This window comes from Castellaniella sp. S9 (assembly GCF_027257175.1).
Taxonomy (GTDB): domain Bacteria; phylum Pseudomonadota; class Gammaproteobacteria; order Burkholderiales; family Burkholderiaceae_B; genus Castellaniella.
On record NZ_JAPFGD010000004.1, the window covers coordinates 308,985 to 327,127 of the forward strand.

Annotated in this window: 10 protein-coding genes; 7 read left to right on the forward strand and 3 right to left on the reverse strand. The window is 63.7% G+C overall.

From position 1 onward, the window contains the following. Positions 1-5: 5 nt before the first annotated feature. The 3 genes from OOZ48_RS08570 to OOZ48_RS08580 form a co-directional block, all read right to left on the reverse strand. Positions 6-1,775, reverse strand: coding sequence for a sensor domain-containing diguanylate cyclase (locus OOZ48_RS08570; RefSeq protein ID WP_269497341.1), 1,770 nt, complete (start codon positions 1,773-1,775; stop codon positions 6-8). Positions 1,776-2,195: 420 nt separating this feature from the next. After that, the gene (locus OOZ48_RS08575) at positions 2,196-3,350 is read right to left on the reverse strand and encodes a type I restriction endonuclease (RefSeq protein ID WP_269497342.1); all 1,155 of its coding nucleotides are present in this window, start codon (positions 3,348-3,350) and stop codon (positions 2,196-2,198) included. Positions 3,351-3,650: 300 nt separating this feature from the next. Then, a complete protein-coding gene (locus tag OOZ48_RS08580) occupies positions 3,651-10,286 on the reverse strand; it encodes a DUF3320 domain-containing protein (protein WP_269497343.1) in 6,636 nt (2,211 codons plus the stop codon). A gap of 663 nt (positions 10,287-10,949) precedes the next feature. Between OOZ48_RS08580 and fba the strand changes: the two genes are divergently transcribed. The 7 genes from fba to ggt all read left to right on the forward strand — a co-directional run bounded on the left by fba (position 10,950) and on the right by ggt (position 18,135). Next, the gene (fba, locus tag OOZ48_RS08585; protein ID WP_269497344.1) at positions 10,950-12,014 is read left to right on the forward strand and encodes a class II fructose-bisphosphate aldolase; all 1,065 of its coding nucleotides are present in this window, start codon (positions 10,950-10,952) and stop codon (positions 12,012-12,014) included. A gap of 49 nt (positions 12,015-12,063) precedes the next feature. After that, entirely contained in the window at positions 12,064-12,951 is an 888-nt protein-coding gene (locus OOZ48_RS08590; RefSeq protein ID WP_269497345.1) for a phosphoribosylaminoimidazolesuccinocarboxamide synthase, read from the forward strand. Positions 12,952-13,018: 67 nt separating this feature from the next. Then, a complete protein-coding gene (gene purE / locus OOZ48_RS08595; protein ID WP_269497346.1) occupies positions 13,019-13,534 on the forward strand; it encodes a 5-(carboxyamino)imidazole ribonucleotide mutase in 516 nt (171 codons plus the stop codon). Next, a complete protein-coding gene (locus tag OOZ48_RS08600) occupies positions 13,531-14,727 on the forward strand; it encodes a 5-(carboxyamino)imidazole ribonucleotide synthase (protein WP_269497347.1) in 1,197 nt (398 codons plus the stop codon). The genes purE and OOZ48_RS08600 overlap by 4 nt, the downstream gene beginning before the upstream one ends. Beyond that, positions 14,720-15,739 carry an L-threonylcarbamoyladenylate synthase gene (locus OOZ48_RS08605; RefSeq protein WP_269497348.1) on the forward strand — a complete coding sequence of 340 codons (1,020 nt, stop codon included), beginning with the start codon at positions 14,720-14,722 and terminating at the stop codon, positions 15,737-15,739. Before OOZ48_RS08600 ends, OOZ48_RS08605 begins: the two co-directional genes overlap by 8 nt. 97 nt (positions 15,740-15,836) lie before the next feature. After that, on the forward strand, positions 15,837-16,274 hold the full coding sequence (locus OOZ48_RS08610; protein ID WP_269497349.1) for a MaoC family dehydratase: 438 nt from the start codon (positions 15,837-15,839) through the stop codon (positions 16,272-16,274). A 103-nt stretch (positions 16,275-16,377) separates the two neighbouring features. Next, positions 16,378-18,135, forward strand: coding sequence for a gamma-glutamyltransferase (ggt, locus tag OOZ48_RS08615; protein ID WP_442867561.1), 1,758 nt, complete (start codon positions 16,378-16,380; stop codon positions 18,133-18,135). Positions 18,136-18,143 lie beyond the last annotated feature (8 nt).

Here is an 18,143-nt window from a genome sequence, read left to right on the forward strand (position 1 = left end):
CAGGCCTACGCCACCTCGACTCGATTGCGCCCCGCATGTTTCGCCGCATAGAGGGTCATGTCAGCCCGGCTGATCATCGTCACGACATCATCCTCTGGCTCGAAACATGTGACGCCGAAACTGGCCGTCATTTTCCCGACGGCCGGGAAATCATGAGCCTCGATCCCGCTGCGCAGCTTTTCCGCCAGGCGGGCCGCGTCGCCCAGGCCGGCATTCGGCACGACGATCAGGAACTCCTCGCCGCCCCAACGTCCCACCGTATCCGTGATGCGCGTATTCGCCGTCAAGATCCTGGCGGTGCTCACCAACACCTCATCACCGACCAGGTGGCCATGCACGTCGTTGACCTGCTTGAAGTGGTCCAGATCCAGCAGGATGATCGAGAAAGGCACGGCATAGCGCAGAGCCTGCTGCAGGTTCTCCTCCAGCACGTGATCCAACTGAATCCGGTTGACCAACTGGGTCAGGCGATCCGTCCGGGAAAGCTGGGTGATTTCCCGATTGGAGGCCTCAAGCTCCGCCGTGACCGCATCGATGAAGCGCACCAGGCGCGACACCACCCGCGTGTGCTTATGCGCATAGGGATCGCTGCCATCGACCGCCGTACCGGCATGGTGAGCCGGCGCCCGATCCGAACCGGCATCGGTCGTCTCGCCCTCGCGCAATCCAATCGCCACCATCGTCGAATTCAACAGCCTGAGGTGGTTCGACGAAAAGAATTCCCCATACGTATAAAAGCCAAAGGTGGGCGCCAAAGCCTCGAACGGCATGGTTTCCAGATCCACATCGTTCTGCATCAAGAAACGGCGGCACCCGCAGGTGTACAGAAATATCGCCTGCGGCGAAAAGCCCGCCATGGATTGATGGATGTGCAAGGCATCACTGACGATCAAATCCATGTCGCCATAACCGATGCGGAAACGCTCGCCTGCCTGGATGTCGGCGATAAACTGCAATGCGCCATCGCTGTCCGCCGCGATCGGCACCCTGGCCACTAGCTCGCCGGACCGTTCCAGTAGGAAGGGAAACTCCAATGCGTTCAGGAAAAAATTCTCGTCGTTGGATATGTTGAGATAGTGTCGGTACACATCGAAGGCGGGCTTGCCATCGACCGTCTTGACCAGCAGTTGGTCCACCTCCGTGACCTGCATCGATTTGCTCAGAGGCCGCCAGCCCAGGTAGGTGCTGGACTCGATGTGCAGATCGTCCCCGGCCAGCACCACCGCCACCGCGCCTTGCGGGTAGTGCTGGTCACCGGCAAACACCAGCGAGTGGGTCATGGCGGCGTAATCGCCGGCCCCACCGCCGAAAATTGGAAAGCCACCCGCGGTCGATTCGATGCCCTGCAGCAGGGCGCCAGCATCGATGCTCAAGGGGGTGGCCAGCAGAATGACGCCCGCGATCTTGCCTGGGCACTGACTGATGCGCGTCCCCAGTTCGGCACCGGCTTGGCGCACATCCGCGCCCTGGCAAGGCATCGCCATCACAGAGATCGTCGAGCTCTCAAAGCAGGTGATCCCCACCACGGTGCTGTTTGTGAGCAAGCGACCTTCGTAGACCTCGCCAACCGTGGTTGCACCCACCACTATTGCCCGTGGCAGCTTGGTACTGACCAATGCCGACACTGTACGCAGATGCACCACGTTGGTGTCTGCCGAGAAAATCTGGACCAGCATGGAGGAGGATGACGAAATGGTTTCCAGAAGCTTGCCGTCGTTCAGCAAGGCCTCCAGCGCCTCTTGATCCGTGTAGCGGTGAGAAATGTGGGTAATCATCGCAAGTCCCCGGGGCGGTTGCGAGGAGTGTACTTCGTTACGGTGCTTGGATGGTGGTTTGGGGTGAGGCCGCTGTTGGCGGTGGCGGTAGCCGGGGTGGCTGTGCTTTAGGTGTGCGTGTGGGGAAATTGCGTGATTGAGTCGAGAATAGAGGGGCGTGTTAGCGTCGAAATGGTTGTGCGTGGGTGTCGGCAGTCGATCCGAAGCGGAAGTTGCCGACACGAAGAGGCAGACGGTCAACGTTCGAATTCACGGAAACTGCCGTAGCTCTTTGCTGCAGGTTCGATAGAATGATGAGCTAAGTCTCATTTATGGGATTTGCATTGCAGAATTAATCCTGAGCACGGCTGTAACATCCGGGCGTCTTGAGGTAATGACTTTGTCAAACACCTCTTGGATGAATGGAGCAACCCAATACTGCTATCCAGCATCTCCAGTGCGTCCCTTTCGTCGGAAATTCTCATCGTCCTTGCAATAGGCAAGGGCATCTCCCACGATACCGGCCAATCGATACAGGTTTTCGGGCTTATCGAGCAGAACCTGGTCGCTGGCACCGATTTGCAATCCGGCGCGTCCAATCTCGGCGCGGTGCGTCTCGGTGAGCGGCACGATGAACTGCACGGCCGGCCGCTTCTTGTCCCCCCAGAACCGGAACAGCCAGCGATTTGACTTGCCTCCGTGAATGATCGAGAAGTAGGACTCTGTGTCTCGCGCAAGCAGATCTTCATCCGGTAGGATGTCGCAGCAGATATCGAACAGGTTGTGCTCTTCCGGCGTAGTGAGGATCTTTTCATTATTCGGATCCACGATTGGTGCATCGTCGTCGGCGATGATCTCAACCGGGGCGGCAGCCGGCATGGTTTCTGGTGTGGACAGGCTGGTGGCCACCATGGAGCTAATGGACTGGGCAACGGCTTGTTTCACCAGTGGTTGAATGCTTTCCAGGAACCTCGCATTGAGCTGACGTTGTACACCCGCCTGTTGGGCGATGAACTTGACGAAATCCGGTCCGCAGTCGCGAAGCGCCGAGGTGATGGCATCCTTGAAAGAATGCAGGTAGACATTTTCCTCGGCGAGGGCGCGAAGGGCGGCGGGTTCCAGACGGTCGTAATGAAAACGTTCGAACTGTTCGGCGATATTCTCTGAGTCACTGGTGAAATCAATCGTCAGGAACGGTTCGCGATCCATGATGTTGCGATTGCCAAGATCCGTAAAAAAGCGCCACTCGCGCCCATTGGTGATGGCTGCTACGGCGACCTCGGGCGTGGCGTTGTAGTAGCGTGAGAGTTGGGGGCAGTGGTTGGTGAGGCTACATGCGTAGGCCTTGGCTTCGATGAACAAGACCGGCACACCATTGCTGAAGAGGGCATAGTCGACGCGCTCACTGGCCTTTGCGCCCGGGAAATCGGCGCCGTACTCGGCCTTCACCTTGATCGGGTCGTACGGGCTGAAACCCAAGATGTCTAGCAGCGGAAGGATCAGCGCTTGTTTTGTGGTTTCCTCGGTCGCGCAGTGTGCACCGACATTCTTGACATGCTCAATGTGGTGTTCGATGCGCCGCCTGAATTCCTGCATCTCTCCCTCCGTCTTCGTGTCTTAACACATTCACATTGTCACTAATTTTTTGTTACTTATTGGATCACGGTACTCCTCCGGTTTGGGGACATCAATCGGGGTTTCTCTGAGGATGAGGCCGCACGACCTCAGCAGATTGGCAGGCACAGGCTCCGGCGCCTCGCACGCTTCGCTGCATAGAGGCTCATGTTGGCTCGGTTGATCATCGTTACCTATTGAGCCGGGTGCCATGCTCAAGAGCAGACTTTGGCGTGCGACCTATGGCATAGGCGGGAGGTATGCTGTTGGCTGGTGGACCCTTCAGTTTCCTGACGCTGGAGGCAAGGAGCGTACGGCAATCTCTAGACGAGCCCGACTGGATGCCCGCAGCTGCTGAAGTCCCAGTTTTCGTGCCATTGCTCGGAACATGTCTTCACCTTCCGTCCCTGTCGCGATTACGGTACGAGCTAAGGATGTTAGTTCCGGAATACTGATTTCGTCTGCTGCTCGCACGCTGTCTTCATTAATAGGCTCGCGGAATGGAGGCTCGTCCTCAGGGTTGAGATGTTCAGGCCAATAGAATGTGCCGACACCTTCATCAGTCGTTCGATAGCGGATCCGTGCGAGTTCGAACACACGCTCTCGGATGCGTCCGCCCGTGCGAAGCCAGCCGTGGGCTCGGGCAATGCGGCGGGCCAGTAGGGCGTCAAGCACGGGACCCTCATGATCGATGACGTGGGCAATCATGGCGGACAAGATGTCGTTGTAATCACTATCGAAAAAATGATCGGGATTGACGTCGGCTACCGCTTCGGCGGGATTTGTGACCTGATAGGGCGACTCCTCCGATAGCTCTGTTTCCAAGGCTGAGGCTGTAGAGATGCGGGTGGCAAAGACTTCCTCTGCTTGCTGTGACTGAACTGTTGCGGGGGGTTTAGGTGAGACAGAGACCTTATTTTGAATTGACGCATCTGGGTCTTCGTCTGAGGTTGTCACTGACTCCAAAGTTTGTTCCATAGCCACTTGTGCCAGGCGCTCTGCTTCAGCTTCACGCTCGGCTTGTTCGACTCGTCGTTCGCGCTGGTCTGTGAGAAGGGCTTGTAACTTGGCATCCAGCTTGTCGAGCGTGCCGGCGGGATCAATCCACCAGTCGGTTGACCAGACTCGAACAATGTCCCACCCCAGGCCGCGCAAGACCTGTTCGCGTAACTTGTCGCGGTCGCGTGCAGTCGCGCTTCGATGATAGGTGGCGCCGTCACACTCTACGCCGGCCAGGTAACGTCCAGGCGCGTCGGGATCGACGATGCCCAGGTCGATACGGAAGGAGGAAGCCCCGATCTGGGACTGAACTCGCCAACCTCGCTGGGCTAGAGCGGTGGCCACAGCTTGTTCAAATGGACTGTCAAAACCACCGACGCTGCCTCGGTTCACTTCGGCTAGTGCTTGAGCACCGCGCTCTGCGAATTCCAGGAAGTGTTTCAGGTCGCGCACGCCGATGGCTGAGGTCCGAGCTAAGTCCATCTGCTCTGCACGGAAGCTGGCGAACAAGCGTAATTCGTGACGCGCACGCGTGATGGCTACGTTGAGTCGCCGCTCGCCGCCCTGACGGTTGAGTGGGCCAAAATTCATGGCTAATTGGCCTGACGAGTCGGGACCGTAAGTTATGGAGAAGTAGATAAGATCGCGTTCGTCCCCTTGTACGCTCTCTAGGTTCTTGACGAACAGTGGTTCCAACTCACTTTCGGCGAAGTAGTGCTCTAGTCGTGGCTCCTTCCTTCGAGCTTCGTCGAGTAAGTCCTCTATCAGCTTTTGCTGTTCGGCGTTGAAGGTGACTATACCGATCGTGCGTTCACTTGCGCGGAAATCGGGCGCCGTCAGATGCGCTACCACGTCGGCGACTAGCGCTTTGGCCTCGGAAGGATTCGTCCGGGCACCCCCTTTCTGGTATATGCCCGATACCAACTGCAAGCTGACTGCACGATCGTTGGTGACAGGGGAGGGAAAGGTGACTAGCTCACCGTCGTAGTACGCGTGATTGGAAAAGGCAATCAAGCTTTCATGTCGAGACCGATAGTGCCAGTTGAGATTCCGTGTTGGCAGGTTGGCGCCGATGCATTCATCAAGGATGCTTTCCAAGTCGGCCTCTATATCTGCATCGTCCAGTCCGGACTCGGCGCGGTCGAAGAAGGAAGTAGGTGGAAGCTGCTTTGGGTCTCCGACCATGACGACTTGACGACCGCGGGCGATGGCACCAATCGCGTCCCAAACCGGGATTTGTGAAGCTTCGTCAAAAATTACTAGGTCGAAGGCGTTGGCCCCAGCGTGGAGGTATTGCGCGATGGACAATGGGCTCATTAGCAAGCAGGGTGTGAGCTTGGTCAGCGCCTCGGGAATTTTGGTCATTAGCTCACGTAAGGGTAGGTGTGCGCGCTTCTTGCCGATCTCGTGCCGCAACAACCCCCATTCTGAGTTGCGGCTGACATTGTCTTGAGAGGGAATATCGGTGCATAGCCGGGCACGCAGCCAATCCCGGGTTAGGGCTGTAAACCGCTCGTCGAGGTCGCGGAAATCGCGGATGCGTCGCTCATGCTCAGCGCTGACGAAGCTCCGAATAACGGGCTCGTGATCGACCACAGCGTTGAGCCACCAGCGTGCGTAGTTGGTTTCAAAGGCTTGGAGCGACTCGCTCGGACCGATGTGGCCTTGCTCAATGCCCTGAACAAGCGTCCCCAGGCCGAAAGCTAGTGCCTCGTCGCGCGCCTGGCGCCAGGCGCACCAACTGCGCAGACTGTGTTCTGAGCGCACGATAGCTTGGCTCTGCTCGATTAGTGCGTCGAGCGGCATGGACTGCCATTGTGTGCGGGCATCTTCGGCAAAGCATCCGATTGTCGCGAGTGTCTCCAGCCGGGGAAGCAGTTGGTCCCACTTTTCTGCGTATCGGGCACCGGCCATCGCGATGCGGCCACCTGGCTCCAGCAATGTATTGGCATCTCCCAATAGAGCATGTAGCGGCGCCTTGCAAGCTGAAATATGCTCAGGTGTAGTCGCGAGATGCGTCAGCACTGCGGCCAAGTCCTCACGGAGTTGACAAGCCTGTGCGAGCTCCTCCAGATGGGTGGCCAAGCCCTTCCATAATCCCGCGGTGAGCTCACACAAGTCATCTAGCGCTGCCAGCGCTAGCTCCGTTTCGGCCCGCTGGCGAAGCGTCTGATGATCGCGCGCTAGAGTGGGGCCGCAAACACCTTCCTCGACCAAGGAGTGGGGACGATCCAGAGAGCCCTGCCGGAGATGTGCTCGCCAGTCACTCAGGAAATCCAGTGCGGCATTCAGGTGTTTGGCTTGGGTGTCATAGCCCGCCCACAGACCATCGGTGGTCGCTTCTAGAGAGGCATGCTCGGCGATATCCTGGTCCAACTGGCGTAGTCGACGCGCATTCAGCAAATCGGATTGTAGGACGGCTCCGCACTGGCCGTCTGTGATGATATCGAAGCCGTCGTCTTCCCATGCTCGGCCTTCGCGCACAGCGGCCAGAGATATCTGCCAACGTAGGGCTGTGCGAACCTTATTCTCGTTGGTGTCCAAGCCCGCCCAGACGGACGCACCTTCTTGGGAGGGCGTGATAGCCCGCAGCTGTTGGCGCAACCCACGAATAGCGTTCCAGTGTCGCAGGTCGTTGGGGACGTCGGGCTGAGATCCAGCCTTGATGGCGCTAGATAAGCGCGCGGCCACTTTGCGTTTTCCCAGCCAGGACTTGGGCCAGACAGCTTTTTCGGCTTGCTCCCACATTTGCTGTAACCCGACGGTGTCGAGCTTTTCGATCGATTCGTCATAAGGGGCCGATAATGCAACGCGGTGTTGGGAGATCTGCGTTAGCAGGTCGAGCCCCTCGTGCAGTTGCGTGACCGTGGAAGGAGCCCAAGGCTCGCTGAGCTGTGCATGGAGCTCTCGGTGTTCGGTGAGCGCCGCTAAACCTTCGATGCAAGCAGCCACGATGGAACTGGGCCATGGTGTAGAGAGCTGCTTGTTCAGTTCAGCGTGGCGGAGCACCAGGGCCGCGCCGTCCTGGAGGCGGTGGCTCAGGATCCGCGCGTCCGGGCGTAGAACGAAACGCCAATCGTGCCCCGCTGCTGATGGCAGGCATCGGGCCAAGGTCAGCAGCGCCTTGCAAGTTTCGGGCATCAATTTAGGTGAGGGAAGTCCAATAGTTTGGACAAATGCAGCGGCCGACTCGATCGTGGCCTGGGCAGTAGGTAGCAGGTCACGAGCTGCGGAGATTAGCTGCTGCTGCCAAGTGGGTGACCAGTTTCCCTGGCCAATCAGAGACAAGGAATGCCGCGCAAGCGCGGCATGGCCTATAGCTTGGGCATTGACCTCCAGACGTTCCGCGGAATTGCGCAGTTGCTCCATATCAGCGCGATTGTGCTGATCGGCTGCAGGCCAAGACAAAGTGAGAGCCGGAACGTCTTGTCCCGCGCTGACAGTGCCGATGGCATCAAACAGACTCAAACCGTTGGAACGTCGCTGATGAAGGCGTTCTACATAGATATTTAGCACATCGCGCAGGCTTTTCAGCTTGTCTGCTTCAGCCCGCCACTCCTCGGCGTCGGCGTGGCCGCTGCTGGCCCAAGCGGCTTGCAACTGAGCCAGCACGTCGAGTTTGCGGGCTTTGCTTGAGTGCAATTCCAAGCAGAACTCGCCCAGACCAACTTCGCGCAGACGTCGGTAGACGACATCCAGCGCTGCGATCTTCTGGGACACAAAGAGCACACGCCGGCCCTGTGCCAAGGACTGGGCGATGAGGTTGGCGATGGTCTGGCTCTTGCCGGTCCCTGGTGGGCCAATCAGGACAAAGTCCTTGCCTTGTGACGCGGCCAGCACGACCGACAACTGTGAGGAATCTGTCGCTAAGGGGCAAAACACTTGTTTCGGGTCGAAGCGCTGGTCCAGCTCGCGCACCTGCGGGAACGGAGCGCCCGGCGGATAAGCATCGCGTGGGGTGTCCAGGAGGTGACGCACGACCGGATTCTCGCGCAACTGGTCGCTGCGTTCGGCCAGGTCCTTCCACATCAGATACTTGGCGAACGAGAACATGGACAACACGACGTCCTCGGTCACTTCCCAGCCCTTGACCTCTTTGATGGCGTGACCGACGGCCTGCCAGACCGCCGCGACATCTAGGCCGCTGTCGTCGCGCGGCAGCTCACCTTCAAGGCCCCCCAGGCTCAGCTCGAAGTCCTGGCGCAGCATCTCGATTAAGGTTGGATTGAAGCGTGGCTCGTCGTCATGCAGGATGAGTGTGAAGCCCGAGCGCGCGCTCTTACGCTGCAGGCTAACTGGCACCAGGATCAAGGGGGCGCGGTAGCGCTGGCCGTCGCGGTCTTCCCGTGTCCAGGATAGGAAACCCATGGCGAGGTAAAGCGTATTGGCACCACCCTCCTGCAAGGTCGTGCGGGCGCTGCGGAACAGTTCGGTTAGGCGCGAATCGAGATCGGCCTCAGGTGCGTCGATGAAGACTTCAGATTTCTGCAGCGCCTCTAGCGCGTGTGCCTGGCGAACATTCTCATGTTCGCGAGTTTCGTAGATAGCCTGATCGCGCGGATCGGCGCCACTCATCAAATCCGGGCGCGCACGTAGCTTCAAGGGCTGGCCGCTAGCCAGCAGATCCTCCAGTGCGCCGGGATCTGGCGCGTCCAGCTTAAGCGCCTTCTTGCCACTCTTGAAGTTAAGTAGATTATTGCGAAGAGAGAGGTCCAGTAGCTTGCGTTGCCAGCGGAGCAGCCTGTCTTTGGGGTCCAGTTGATTAGCATTGTCTGTATTGATCGGTGTGCCATCGAGAAAGTCAGGCGCGTCCTCGATTTTTGGCAACAACGGCGTGGACGGTGGTGCTTCCGGGGCCGAGACCGCAGTAACTGCCGCTTCTGCGCTGGCCAGGGGTTTTATACGTTGCAGCCGTGCTCGGCGGATATCCACGGCTAAGCGGAATTCTGCATCCCGAGATTCTTCCAACTGCTGAGCACCGCGTTCGGTGGCATAGCTGAAGGGGACAGTGGGGCGCTGGGTGATCAAGGTGGTCTCGAACAACACGAGTTCCCTGAGTTTGAGACGCTTGCGCAACGAGGTCACGTCATCCACGACCGTAGTGGAGAACTCTTCGGGTTGCAGCCAAGCACCGGCGAAGGCATGCCCCTCGGTGAAGATCAGCAACGGATTTAATCCCGCCTGTTCCAGGGCAGCGCAAAACAGCAATGCAAGGTCAAAACACGTTCCAAGACCTGAGTCTTCGATCTGGCTGGGGCTGCGCACCTTCTGTCCTGACTGCTCGAAACTGGCGGGTGGTAGGGCGTAGTCCAACCGCATGCCAGCCGTGGCTCCCCAGATGGCAGAGACTAGCTCCCAGACGCGCTTCGCACCACCGGTGTAGCCGTCTAGTGCAGGGTTGCGGTCGTTTTGGCGCAGCACTTCAGCGGCTTGCTTGAGTAGCCGATCCACAGCCGGATCATTGGGTTGGACGAACGCAGCGACCAAGTCGGGCAGATGGGAGAGGCCGCCCCATTGATTGCGTGGTAGTAGCTCTAGATGGGTATCGCACCGCGCGAGGGTGGGGGTGGACGCATTCGCGTCCACTGCACGTAGTGCTAACGAGACCGTTGCCGTCTCAGCTTCGGTTAGCCGCGCGAGCATTCCCCCGTCCAGGTTCAGGGCCAGGTCGCGGATTGGATAGCGTGACCGTGCCGCCAGCGCATCTATTCGCCAACAACGCGGCTTCAGAAAGGGCGGATTGGATGTCAGAGTCAGCTCCACCTGCTCGTGCGTCTGGTCGGTTTCATTGATTAGCCAAAGATCTCGGATCAGAGGGACTGCATTCTGAAAATCGGCCAAGTTCAATTTGCCGATCAGAGTAATGTCGATCTTTAGCTCGGCAGAGATGGCCGAATCTTCTGGTTGCGTTTCATCCATGAAAACCTCTGCGGTGCGTCTGTCCAACTTGTGTAGGTGAGGGACTTCATTTAACCGAGTGTTGCAACAGATGCGGCCGGGCTGCGCTCCCCCAGTGGAGTATCCGATGAGCCGCCTGAATTCCTGCAACTCTCCCTCTGTCTTCGTGCCTTAACACATCCACATTGCCACTAATGTTTTGTTACTTGTTGGGTCAAGGTACTCCTCTGGTTTGGGGACATCAATGGGGGTTTCTCAGAGGGTGGGGTCACACCACCCCAGCGGATTGGTAGGTAAAGCTTCCGGGAACGTTTGGCCAGCGCCGGAGGCTTCCGAAGGGAAGGGGGGATGAGGCCGGACATGGAACAGTCCTGAGGACTGTTCCATGCCTGACGAATCCGAGCGGCATGCCGGCCGCGAGGTGGGGGTGCGCACTGTCTGAGTGCCCGCAGGGCCGAGTTTGCGCGCCGCCCGCCTGGACGAGGAAGGTCCGGGTAGTCCGGCCGTAGGCCGGACCGCTGGACGGTTCCCGGAAGCTTTACGTACCAATCCGCAGCAACAGCCGAAAACCTCAACCCCGCCCACAACAACCAGCAACCCCTCCCCCAGCACCAATTCCCGTTACGCCTTAAAATCCCAGGAACTCCGGTTTTCCGCCATCCAACCTATTCTGGAGGTCCTTCCATGGCCCTGGTTTCCATGCGTCAGCTCCTCGATCACGCAGCCGAAAATGGCTACGGGATTCCCGCCTTCAACGTCAACAACCTCGAACAGGTCCAGGCCATCATGGAGGCCGCTGACCAGACCGACAGCCCCGTGATCATGCAGGCCTCGGCCGGCGCCCGCAAATACGCCGGCGAGGGCTTCCTCAAATACCTCATCCAGGCCGCCGTCGAAACCTACCCCCACATCCCCGTCGTCATGCACCAGGACCACGGCCAGTCGCCCGACGTCTGCCGCGGCGCCATCGAACTGGGTTTCTCCAGCGTCATGATGGACGGCTCTCTCATGGCCGACGGCAAGTCCATCGCCTCCTACGAATACAACCTGGACGTCACCCGCCAGGTCGTCCAGATGGCCCATAAACTGGGCGTCACCGTCGAGGGCGAACTCGGCTGCCTGGGCTCGCTCGAGACCATGAAGGGCGACAAGGAGGACGGTCACGGCGCCGAGGGCACCATGACCATGGAACAGCTGCTGACCGACCCCGAGCAGGCCGCCGACTTCGTCAAGCAGACCCAGCTCGATGCCCTGGCCATCGCCATCGGCACCAGCCACGGCGCCTATAAATTCACCCGCAAGCCCACCGGCGACATTCTGTCGATCCAGCGCGTCAAGGAAATCCACGCGCACCTGCCGAACACCCACTTGGTGATGCACGGCAGCTCCAGCGTGCCGCAGGAACTGCTGGCCGAAATTCGCGAGTTCGGCGGCGACATGAAGGAAACCTACGGCGTGCCGGTCGAGGAAATCCAGGAGGCCATCAAGTACGGCGTGCGCAAGATCAACATCGACACCGACATCCGCCTGGCGATGACCGGCGCCATCCGCCGCTTCATGGCTGAAAACCCCTCCAAGTTCGACCCGCGCGAATACCTCAAGCCCGCCCGCGAGGCCGCCAAGAAAATCTGCCTGGCGCGCTACGAGCAGTTCGGCACCGCCGGCAACGCCGCCAAGATCAAGGCCGTGCCCCTGGAGGAAATGGCGCGCCGCTACGCCGCCGGCGAGCTCAAGCAGGTCGTGCAGTAAGGCGGCCCGCCGCCGCAGACCCTTGCCGTCCAATCCTACCGGGAACCGCATGAAGGCCCAGCACCAATCCACCATCGAGTCGCTGCCCCTGGTGGGGCGCGGCAAGGTCCGCGACATGTATGCCGTGGGCGACGATAAATTGCTCATTGTGGCGTCGGACCGGATCTCGGCCTTCGACGTGATCCTGGACGATCCGGTGCCCGGCAAGGGCCGGGTGCTGACCGCCCTGACGGAGTTCTGGTTGGGGCGGCTGGCGCACATCGTGCCCAACCACGCCACGGGCATTGCGCCCGAGGACGTGGTGGCGCCCCACGAGCGCGACCAGGTCGCCGGGCGCGCCATGGTGGTCAAGCGCCTCGAACCGATTCTGGTCGAGGCGGTGGCGCGCGGCTACCTGATCGGCTCGGGCTGGAAGGACTACCAGGCCACCGGCGCGGTATGCGGCATCGCGCTGCCGGCCGGGCTGCGCCAGGCCCAGCGCCTGCCGCGGCCGATCTTCACGCCCGCGGCCAAGGCCGAGTTCGGCCAGCACGACGAGAACGTCGATTTCGATTACGTGGTGGCGCAGGTGGGCGGCGAACTGGCCACCGAACTGCGCCGGGTGACCCTCGCCCTGTACCAGGAGGCGGCCGAATATGCCCGCGCGTGCGGCATCCTGATCGCCGACACCAAGTTCGAGTTCGGGCTGGACGCGGCCGGCCGCCTGCATCTCATGGACGAGGTCCTGACGCCGGATTCCTCACGCTTCTGGCCCGAGGACGGCTATGCCGAGGGCATCAGCCCGCCGTCCTTCGACAAGCAATACGTGCGCGACTGGCTGGAAACCCAGGACTGGGACAAGACCCCGCCCGCGCCGCGCCTGCCCGCCGAGGTCCTGCAGCGCACGGCCGCCAAGTACGCCGAGGCCCTGGAACGCTTGACGGGAAGGGTGCCATGAGCGCGCCGGGCCGCCCCAAGCGCGAATTCCCCCGTGGGGGGACGGCGCGCAGCGCCAAGGGGGCACCATGACCGCATCCGCATCCGCATCCGCGCCGCGCGTCGGCCTGATCATGGGCTCGTCCAGCGACTGGGACGTCATGCGCCATGCCGCCGCCGTGCTCGACGAGTTCGGCATTCCCTACGAATCCCGCGTGGTGTCCGCGCACCGCATGCCGCTCGACATGGTGGACTACGGCGCCCAGGCGCACGGGCGCGGCCTGCGCGCCATCATCGCCGGGGCCGGCGGCGCGGCCCACCTGCCGGGCATGATGGCGGCCCTCACGCCGGTGCCGGTGTTCGGCGTGCCGGTGCCCTCGCGCTATCTGCGCGGCGAGGATTCCCTGCTGTCCATCGTGCAGATGCCGCGTGGCGTGCCGGTGGCCACTTTCGCCATCGGCGAGGCCGGGGCGTCCAACGCCGCTCTGCATGCCGTCGCCAACCTGGCCATGACGGATCCCGATCTGCTGCGCCGGCTGCAGGATTATCGCGGGCGCCAGACCGAGGCCGCCCGCGCCATGACCGTCCCGCCGGTGGCGTCATGAGCGACGCACCGCCAGAGGCCGGGGGATCCGGCGACCGCGGCGCCGCGCTGCCCTCGGGCACGTGGCTGGGCATCCTGGGGGGCGGCCAGCTGGGCCGGATGTTCTGCCATGCCGCGCAGGCCCTGGGGTATCGCGTCGCCGTCCTGGATCCGGCCGAGACCTGTCCGGCCGGCATGGCCGCCGACCGTCACCTGCGCGCCGCCTATGACGATCCCGAGGCGCTCGATCGCTTGGCGGATTTGTGCGCGGCGGTCAGTACCGAATTCGAGAACGTGCCCGCCGACAGCCTGCGCCGCCTGGCGCGGCGCGTGCGCGTCGCTCCCGGCGGCGACGCCGTGGCGGTGGCCCAGGACCGCATGGCGGAAAAAGCCTTCATCCGCGCGGCGGGCGTGCCCGTGGCGCCGTATGCCGAGGTGCGCGGCGAGGACGACCTCGCCGGGGCGCCCGGCGAGCTGTTTCCGGGCATCCTCAAGGCCGCGCGCCTGGGCTATGACGGCAAGGGCCAGGTGCGGGTCGCCGACCGCGCCCAGGCCCAGGCGGCGTTTCGCAGCCTGGGCGGCGTGCCCTGCGTGCTCGAGGCCCTGCAGCCGCTGGACTACGAGATCTCGGTCGTCGTGGTGCGCGACGCCCATGATGCGGTCGTCACTTTTTCGCCGTCGCGCAACACGCACCGCGACGGCATCCTGGCGCTGTCCCTGGTCGACGGCTCGGTCGACGCGCGCGTGGCCGACGCGGCCCGCGCCCACGCCGTGCTGCTGGCGCGCCGGCTGGATTACCAGGGCGTGCTGTGCGTGGAATTCTTCGTGCTGAAGGACGGCCGGATCGTCGCCAACGAGATCGCGCCGCGGCCGCACAACAGCGGCCACTACACGCAGGACGCCTGCCTGGTCAGCCAGTTCGAACAGCAGGCCCGGGTCATGGCGGGCCTGCCCATCGGCGATACCGGGCTGCTGCGCCCGGCCGCCATGCTCAATCTGCTGGGCGACCTGTGGTTCGGTCCGGACGGCGCGCGCCGCGAGCCCGATTGGGCCGCCGTGCTGGCGGTGTCCGGCACGCGCCTGCATCTGTACGGCAAGGCCGAGCCCCGGCCGGGACGCAAGATGGGGCACGTCAATGTGCTGGGCGACGATCCCCGCCAACTGCGCGAGCGCATCGCGCGCGTGGCCGCGGTGCTGGGGCTGCCCGATGCCTGAGGCGGATCCCGCCGGCGATGCCCTGATCCACGAGGCCGCCCGACGCCTGGCCGATGGCCGCCTCGTGGCATTCCCGACCGAAACCGTCTATGGCCTGGGCGCCGACGCCGAAAACCCCGCTGCGCTGGCCGCCCTGTATGCCGCCAAGGGGCGGCCCACCGACCATCCCGTCATCGTCCATCTGGCGCCCGAGGCGGACCCGGGCTATTGGGCGGCGGCCGTGCCGGCCGAGGCGCGCCGCCTCATGGAGGCCTTCTGGCCCGGCCCCCTGACCTTGATCCTGCCGCGCGCCGCGCACATCCCCGCCGCCGTCAGCAGCGGGCAGTCCGGCGTCGGCCTGCGCTGTCCCTCGCATCCCGTGGCGCAGGCGCTGCTGCGCGCCTTCGCGCCGCTCAAGCCGCACGGCCACGGCGGAGTGGCCGCGCCCTCGGCGAACAAGTTCGGGCGGGTGTCGCCCACGCGGGCCGAGCACGTGCGCGGCGAGTTTCCCGAATGCGACGCCGAGGCGCTGATGATCCTCGAGGGCGGCGACTCCGAGGTCGGGATCGAATCCACGATACTCGACCTGTCGCGCCTGGACATGGGCGTGGGTCCCGTCCTGCTGCGGCCCGGGCACATCGGCGCGCGGCGCCTGGCGGAGGTCCTGGGCGTCATGCCCGCCCGTCCCGACCGGGCGGCGCCGCGCGTGTCCGGCTCCCTCAAGGCGCACTATGCGCCGCGCACGCCGCTGCGCCTGCTGGATCGTGACGGCCTGCTGGCGCTGGATGCGGCGGCGGCCGGCGGCCCCATCGCGGCGGTCGTCCTCGGTGAGGCGCCCGGCACCGCGCCCGCGGGCGTCGACTGGGTGGTGATGCCGGCGGACCCCGTGGCCTATGCGCGGCGCCTGTACGCCGTGCTGCGCGACCTGGATGCCGCGGGCCATGCCCTGATCGTCCTGCAGCGGCCACCGGCGGATGCCGCCTGGCAGGGCGTCAACGATCGCATCGGCCGGGCCGCCGCAGCCTTTGAGTAGGCGCCGGTCCGGCGCGTGCGGCGGGGGGGGGTGCAGGACTGCCGCTAACGGTTAAACTGCGGGATTGCCCAGTCACCGTTCGTGTCGGAATATCACTATGAAGTTCAAGGATTTCAGCGTCGGCATGGTCCTCACCCACCCGCCCGTCGAGGTGGACGAGGCGGAAATGCTGGCCTTTGCCAAGGCCTACGATCCCCAGTGGTTTCACGTCGATGCCGAGCGCGCGCGCGCCGGCCGTTGGGGCGGCCTGATCGCCAGCGGCTGGATGACCTGCGGCCTGGCGATGCGCATGGCCACCGAGGCCGTGCTCGAGGGCTCGGAATCGTTCGGTTCGCCCGGGCTCGAGCGCCTGCGCTGGATGGCGCCGGTGCGCCCCGGCGATCGCCTGCGGTTCGAGGGCACCGTCGACTCGCTGCGCGTGTCCGCCAGCCGCGACGACCTGGGCATCATGCGCTGGACCTGGCGGATGTACAACCAGGATGACGTCCAGGTGCTCGAGGCCGAGGTCACCAACCTGTTCGAACTCGAAACCTAAGCCGGCCAGGCCCGGGCTGGTTCCCTGGATTTGATCGCCACTCGCCACTGGGCCGCGGCCCGATGTGCCAGAGGGGGCTATCGTGTCTCGCAAATACGCAGCCATGCATCGATTCCTGCGCAGGATGGGCGGGCGCCTAGCGGCGCTGCTGATCGGCGGCCTGTTCTGCGCCGGCGTGCCGGCGGCGGACCACCAGCACCTGAATCCCGAGGCCGCCAGCGGCCGCGCGGCGCACCAGGTCGCCTATGCCGATCACTACATGGCCAGCACGGCCAACCCCTGGGCGACCCGGGCCGCGGCCGACGTCCTCGCGCGCGGCGGCGCGGCGGCCGATGCGGCGGTGGCCGCCCAGATGGTCCTCAACCTGGTCGAACCGCAATCCTCCGGCATCGGCGGCGGCGCCTTCATCGTGGCCTTCGATGCCCGCGACGGCCGGATACGCAGCTACGACGGGCGCGAGACTGCGCCGGTCGGTGCGCAGGCGACGCGTTTCATGCGCGACGGCCAGGCCATGGATTTCCGCGAGGCTGTCAACAGCGGCCGGTCCGTGGGCGTGCCGGGCGTGCTGCGCGCCTTGTGGCTGCTGCACCAGGCCGAGGGCCGCCTGCCGTGGGCCGATCTGTTTCAGCCGGCGATCCGCCTGGCGCGCGAGGGCTTCCCGGTCTCGCCGCGCCTGCACGCCCTGCTGGCGGGGGACCGCGACCTGCCTCGCCAGCCCGCGGCGGCACGCTATTTCTATGACCCGCAGGGCCGGCCCTGGCCCGTCGGGCACGTGCTGCGCAACCCGGCGCTGGCCGATACGCTGGACCGGATCGCGCGCGAAGGCCCGGACGCATTTTACGAGGGGCCCATCGCCCGCGACATGGTCGAGGCCGTGGCCGCCCATGCGGTGCCGGGCGACCTGTCGCTGGAGGACTTGCGCGGCTATCGCGCCATCCAGCGCGAACCCGTGTGCATGCCGTATCGCGCCTATCGCCTGTGCGGCGCGCCGCCGCCCAGCGCCGGGCCCCTGGCGGTGCTGCAGATCCTCGGCATCCTGGCGCATACGCCGATCGCGCAGGCTGCGCCCGAATCCCCGCAGGCCGCCCACCTGTTTTCCGAGGCGGGGCGCCTGGCATTCGCTGATCGCGATGCCTACGTGGCCGATCCGGATTTCGTCCAGGTGCCCGTGGCCGGCATGCTGGACCCCGCCTACCTGGCCGCGCGTGCCGCGCTGATCCGTCCGGACCGCAGCATGGGCCGCGCCGAGGCGGGCGATCCGCCCGCCGGGCCGGCGCGGCCGGGGGCCGACCGCAGCCACGAGCCGCCGTCCACCACCCACGTGTCCATCATCGATGCCTGGGGCGGCGCGGTGTCGATGACCAGCTCGGTCGAGGGCGCCTTCGGCAGCAAGATCTTCGTGCGCGGCTTCCTGCTGAACAATCAGCTGACCGATTTCTCGTTCCTGGCCGAGGACGCGCAGGGCCGGCCGATCGCCAACCGCGTCGAGGCCGGCAAGCGGCCCCGCAGCTCGATGGCGCCCATGCTGGTGATGCGCGATGGGGAGCCCGTGCTGGTGATCGGCTCGCCGGGTGGCAGCGCCATCATCAACTACGTGGCGCACACCCTGGTGGGCGTGTTCGATTGGGGACTGGACATCCAGCAGGCCATCGATCTGCCGCACGTCGGCAGCCGCAACCGCGCCACGGAACTCGAGGCGGGCACCCCGGCCGAGGCGCTGGCCGGCCCCTTGCGCGCCATGGGCCACGAGATCCGCGTGGGCGATTTCCCCAGCGGCCTGCAGGGCATTTTGCGCCTGCCCGACGGACGCTTGCAGGGCGGCGCCGACCCGCGCCGCGAAGGCCTGGCCCTGGGCGGCTGAGGGGCGGC

Excerpts from the sequence above, each read along its gene's own strand:
- OOZ48_RS08570 (WP_269497341.1), bottom strand. The coding sequence starts at position 1,775 with ATGATTACCCACATTTCTCACCGCTACACGGATCAAGAGGCGCTGGAG.
- OOZ48_RS08575 (WP_269497342.1), bottom strand. The coding sequence starts at position 3,350 with ATGCAGGAATTCAGGCGGCGCATCGAACACCACATTGAGCATGTCAAG.
- OOZ48_RS08580 (WP_269497343.1), bottom strand. The coding sequence starts at position 10,286 with ATGGATGAAACGCAACCAGAAGATTCGGCCATCTCTGCCGAGCTAAAG.
- fba (WP_269497344.1), top strand. The coding sequence starts at position 10,950 with ATGGCCCTGGTTTCCATGCGTCAGCTCCTCGATCACGCAGCCGAAAAT.
- OOZ48_RS08590 (WP_269497345.1), top strand. The coding sequence starts at position 12,064 with ATGAAGGCCCAGCACCAATCCACCATCGAGTCGCTGCCCCTGGTGGGG.
- purE (WP_269497346.1), top strand. The coding sequence starts at position 13,019 with ATGACCGCATCCGCATCCGCATCCGCGCCGCGCGTCGGCCTGATCATG.
- OOZ48_RS08600 (WP_269497347.1), top strand. The coding sequence starts at position 13,531 with ATGAGCGACGCACCGCCAGAGGCCGGGGGATCCGGCGACCGCGGCGCC.
- OOZ48_RS08605 (WP_269497348.1), top strand. The coding sequence starts at position 14,720 with ATGCCTGAGGCGGATCCCGCCGGCGATGCCCTGATCCACGAGGCCGCC.
- OOZ48_RS08610 (WP_269497349.1), top strand. The coding sequence starts at position 15,837 with ATGAAGTTCAAGGATTTCAGCGTCGGCATGGTCCTCACCCACCCGCCC.
- ggt (WP_442867561.1), top strand. The coding sequence starts at position 16,378 with ATGCATCGATTCCTGCGCAGGATGGGCGGGCGCCTAGCGGCGCTGCTG.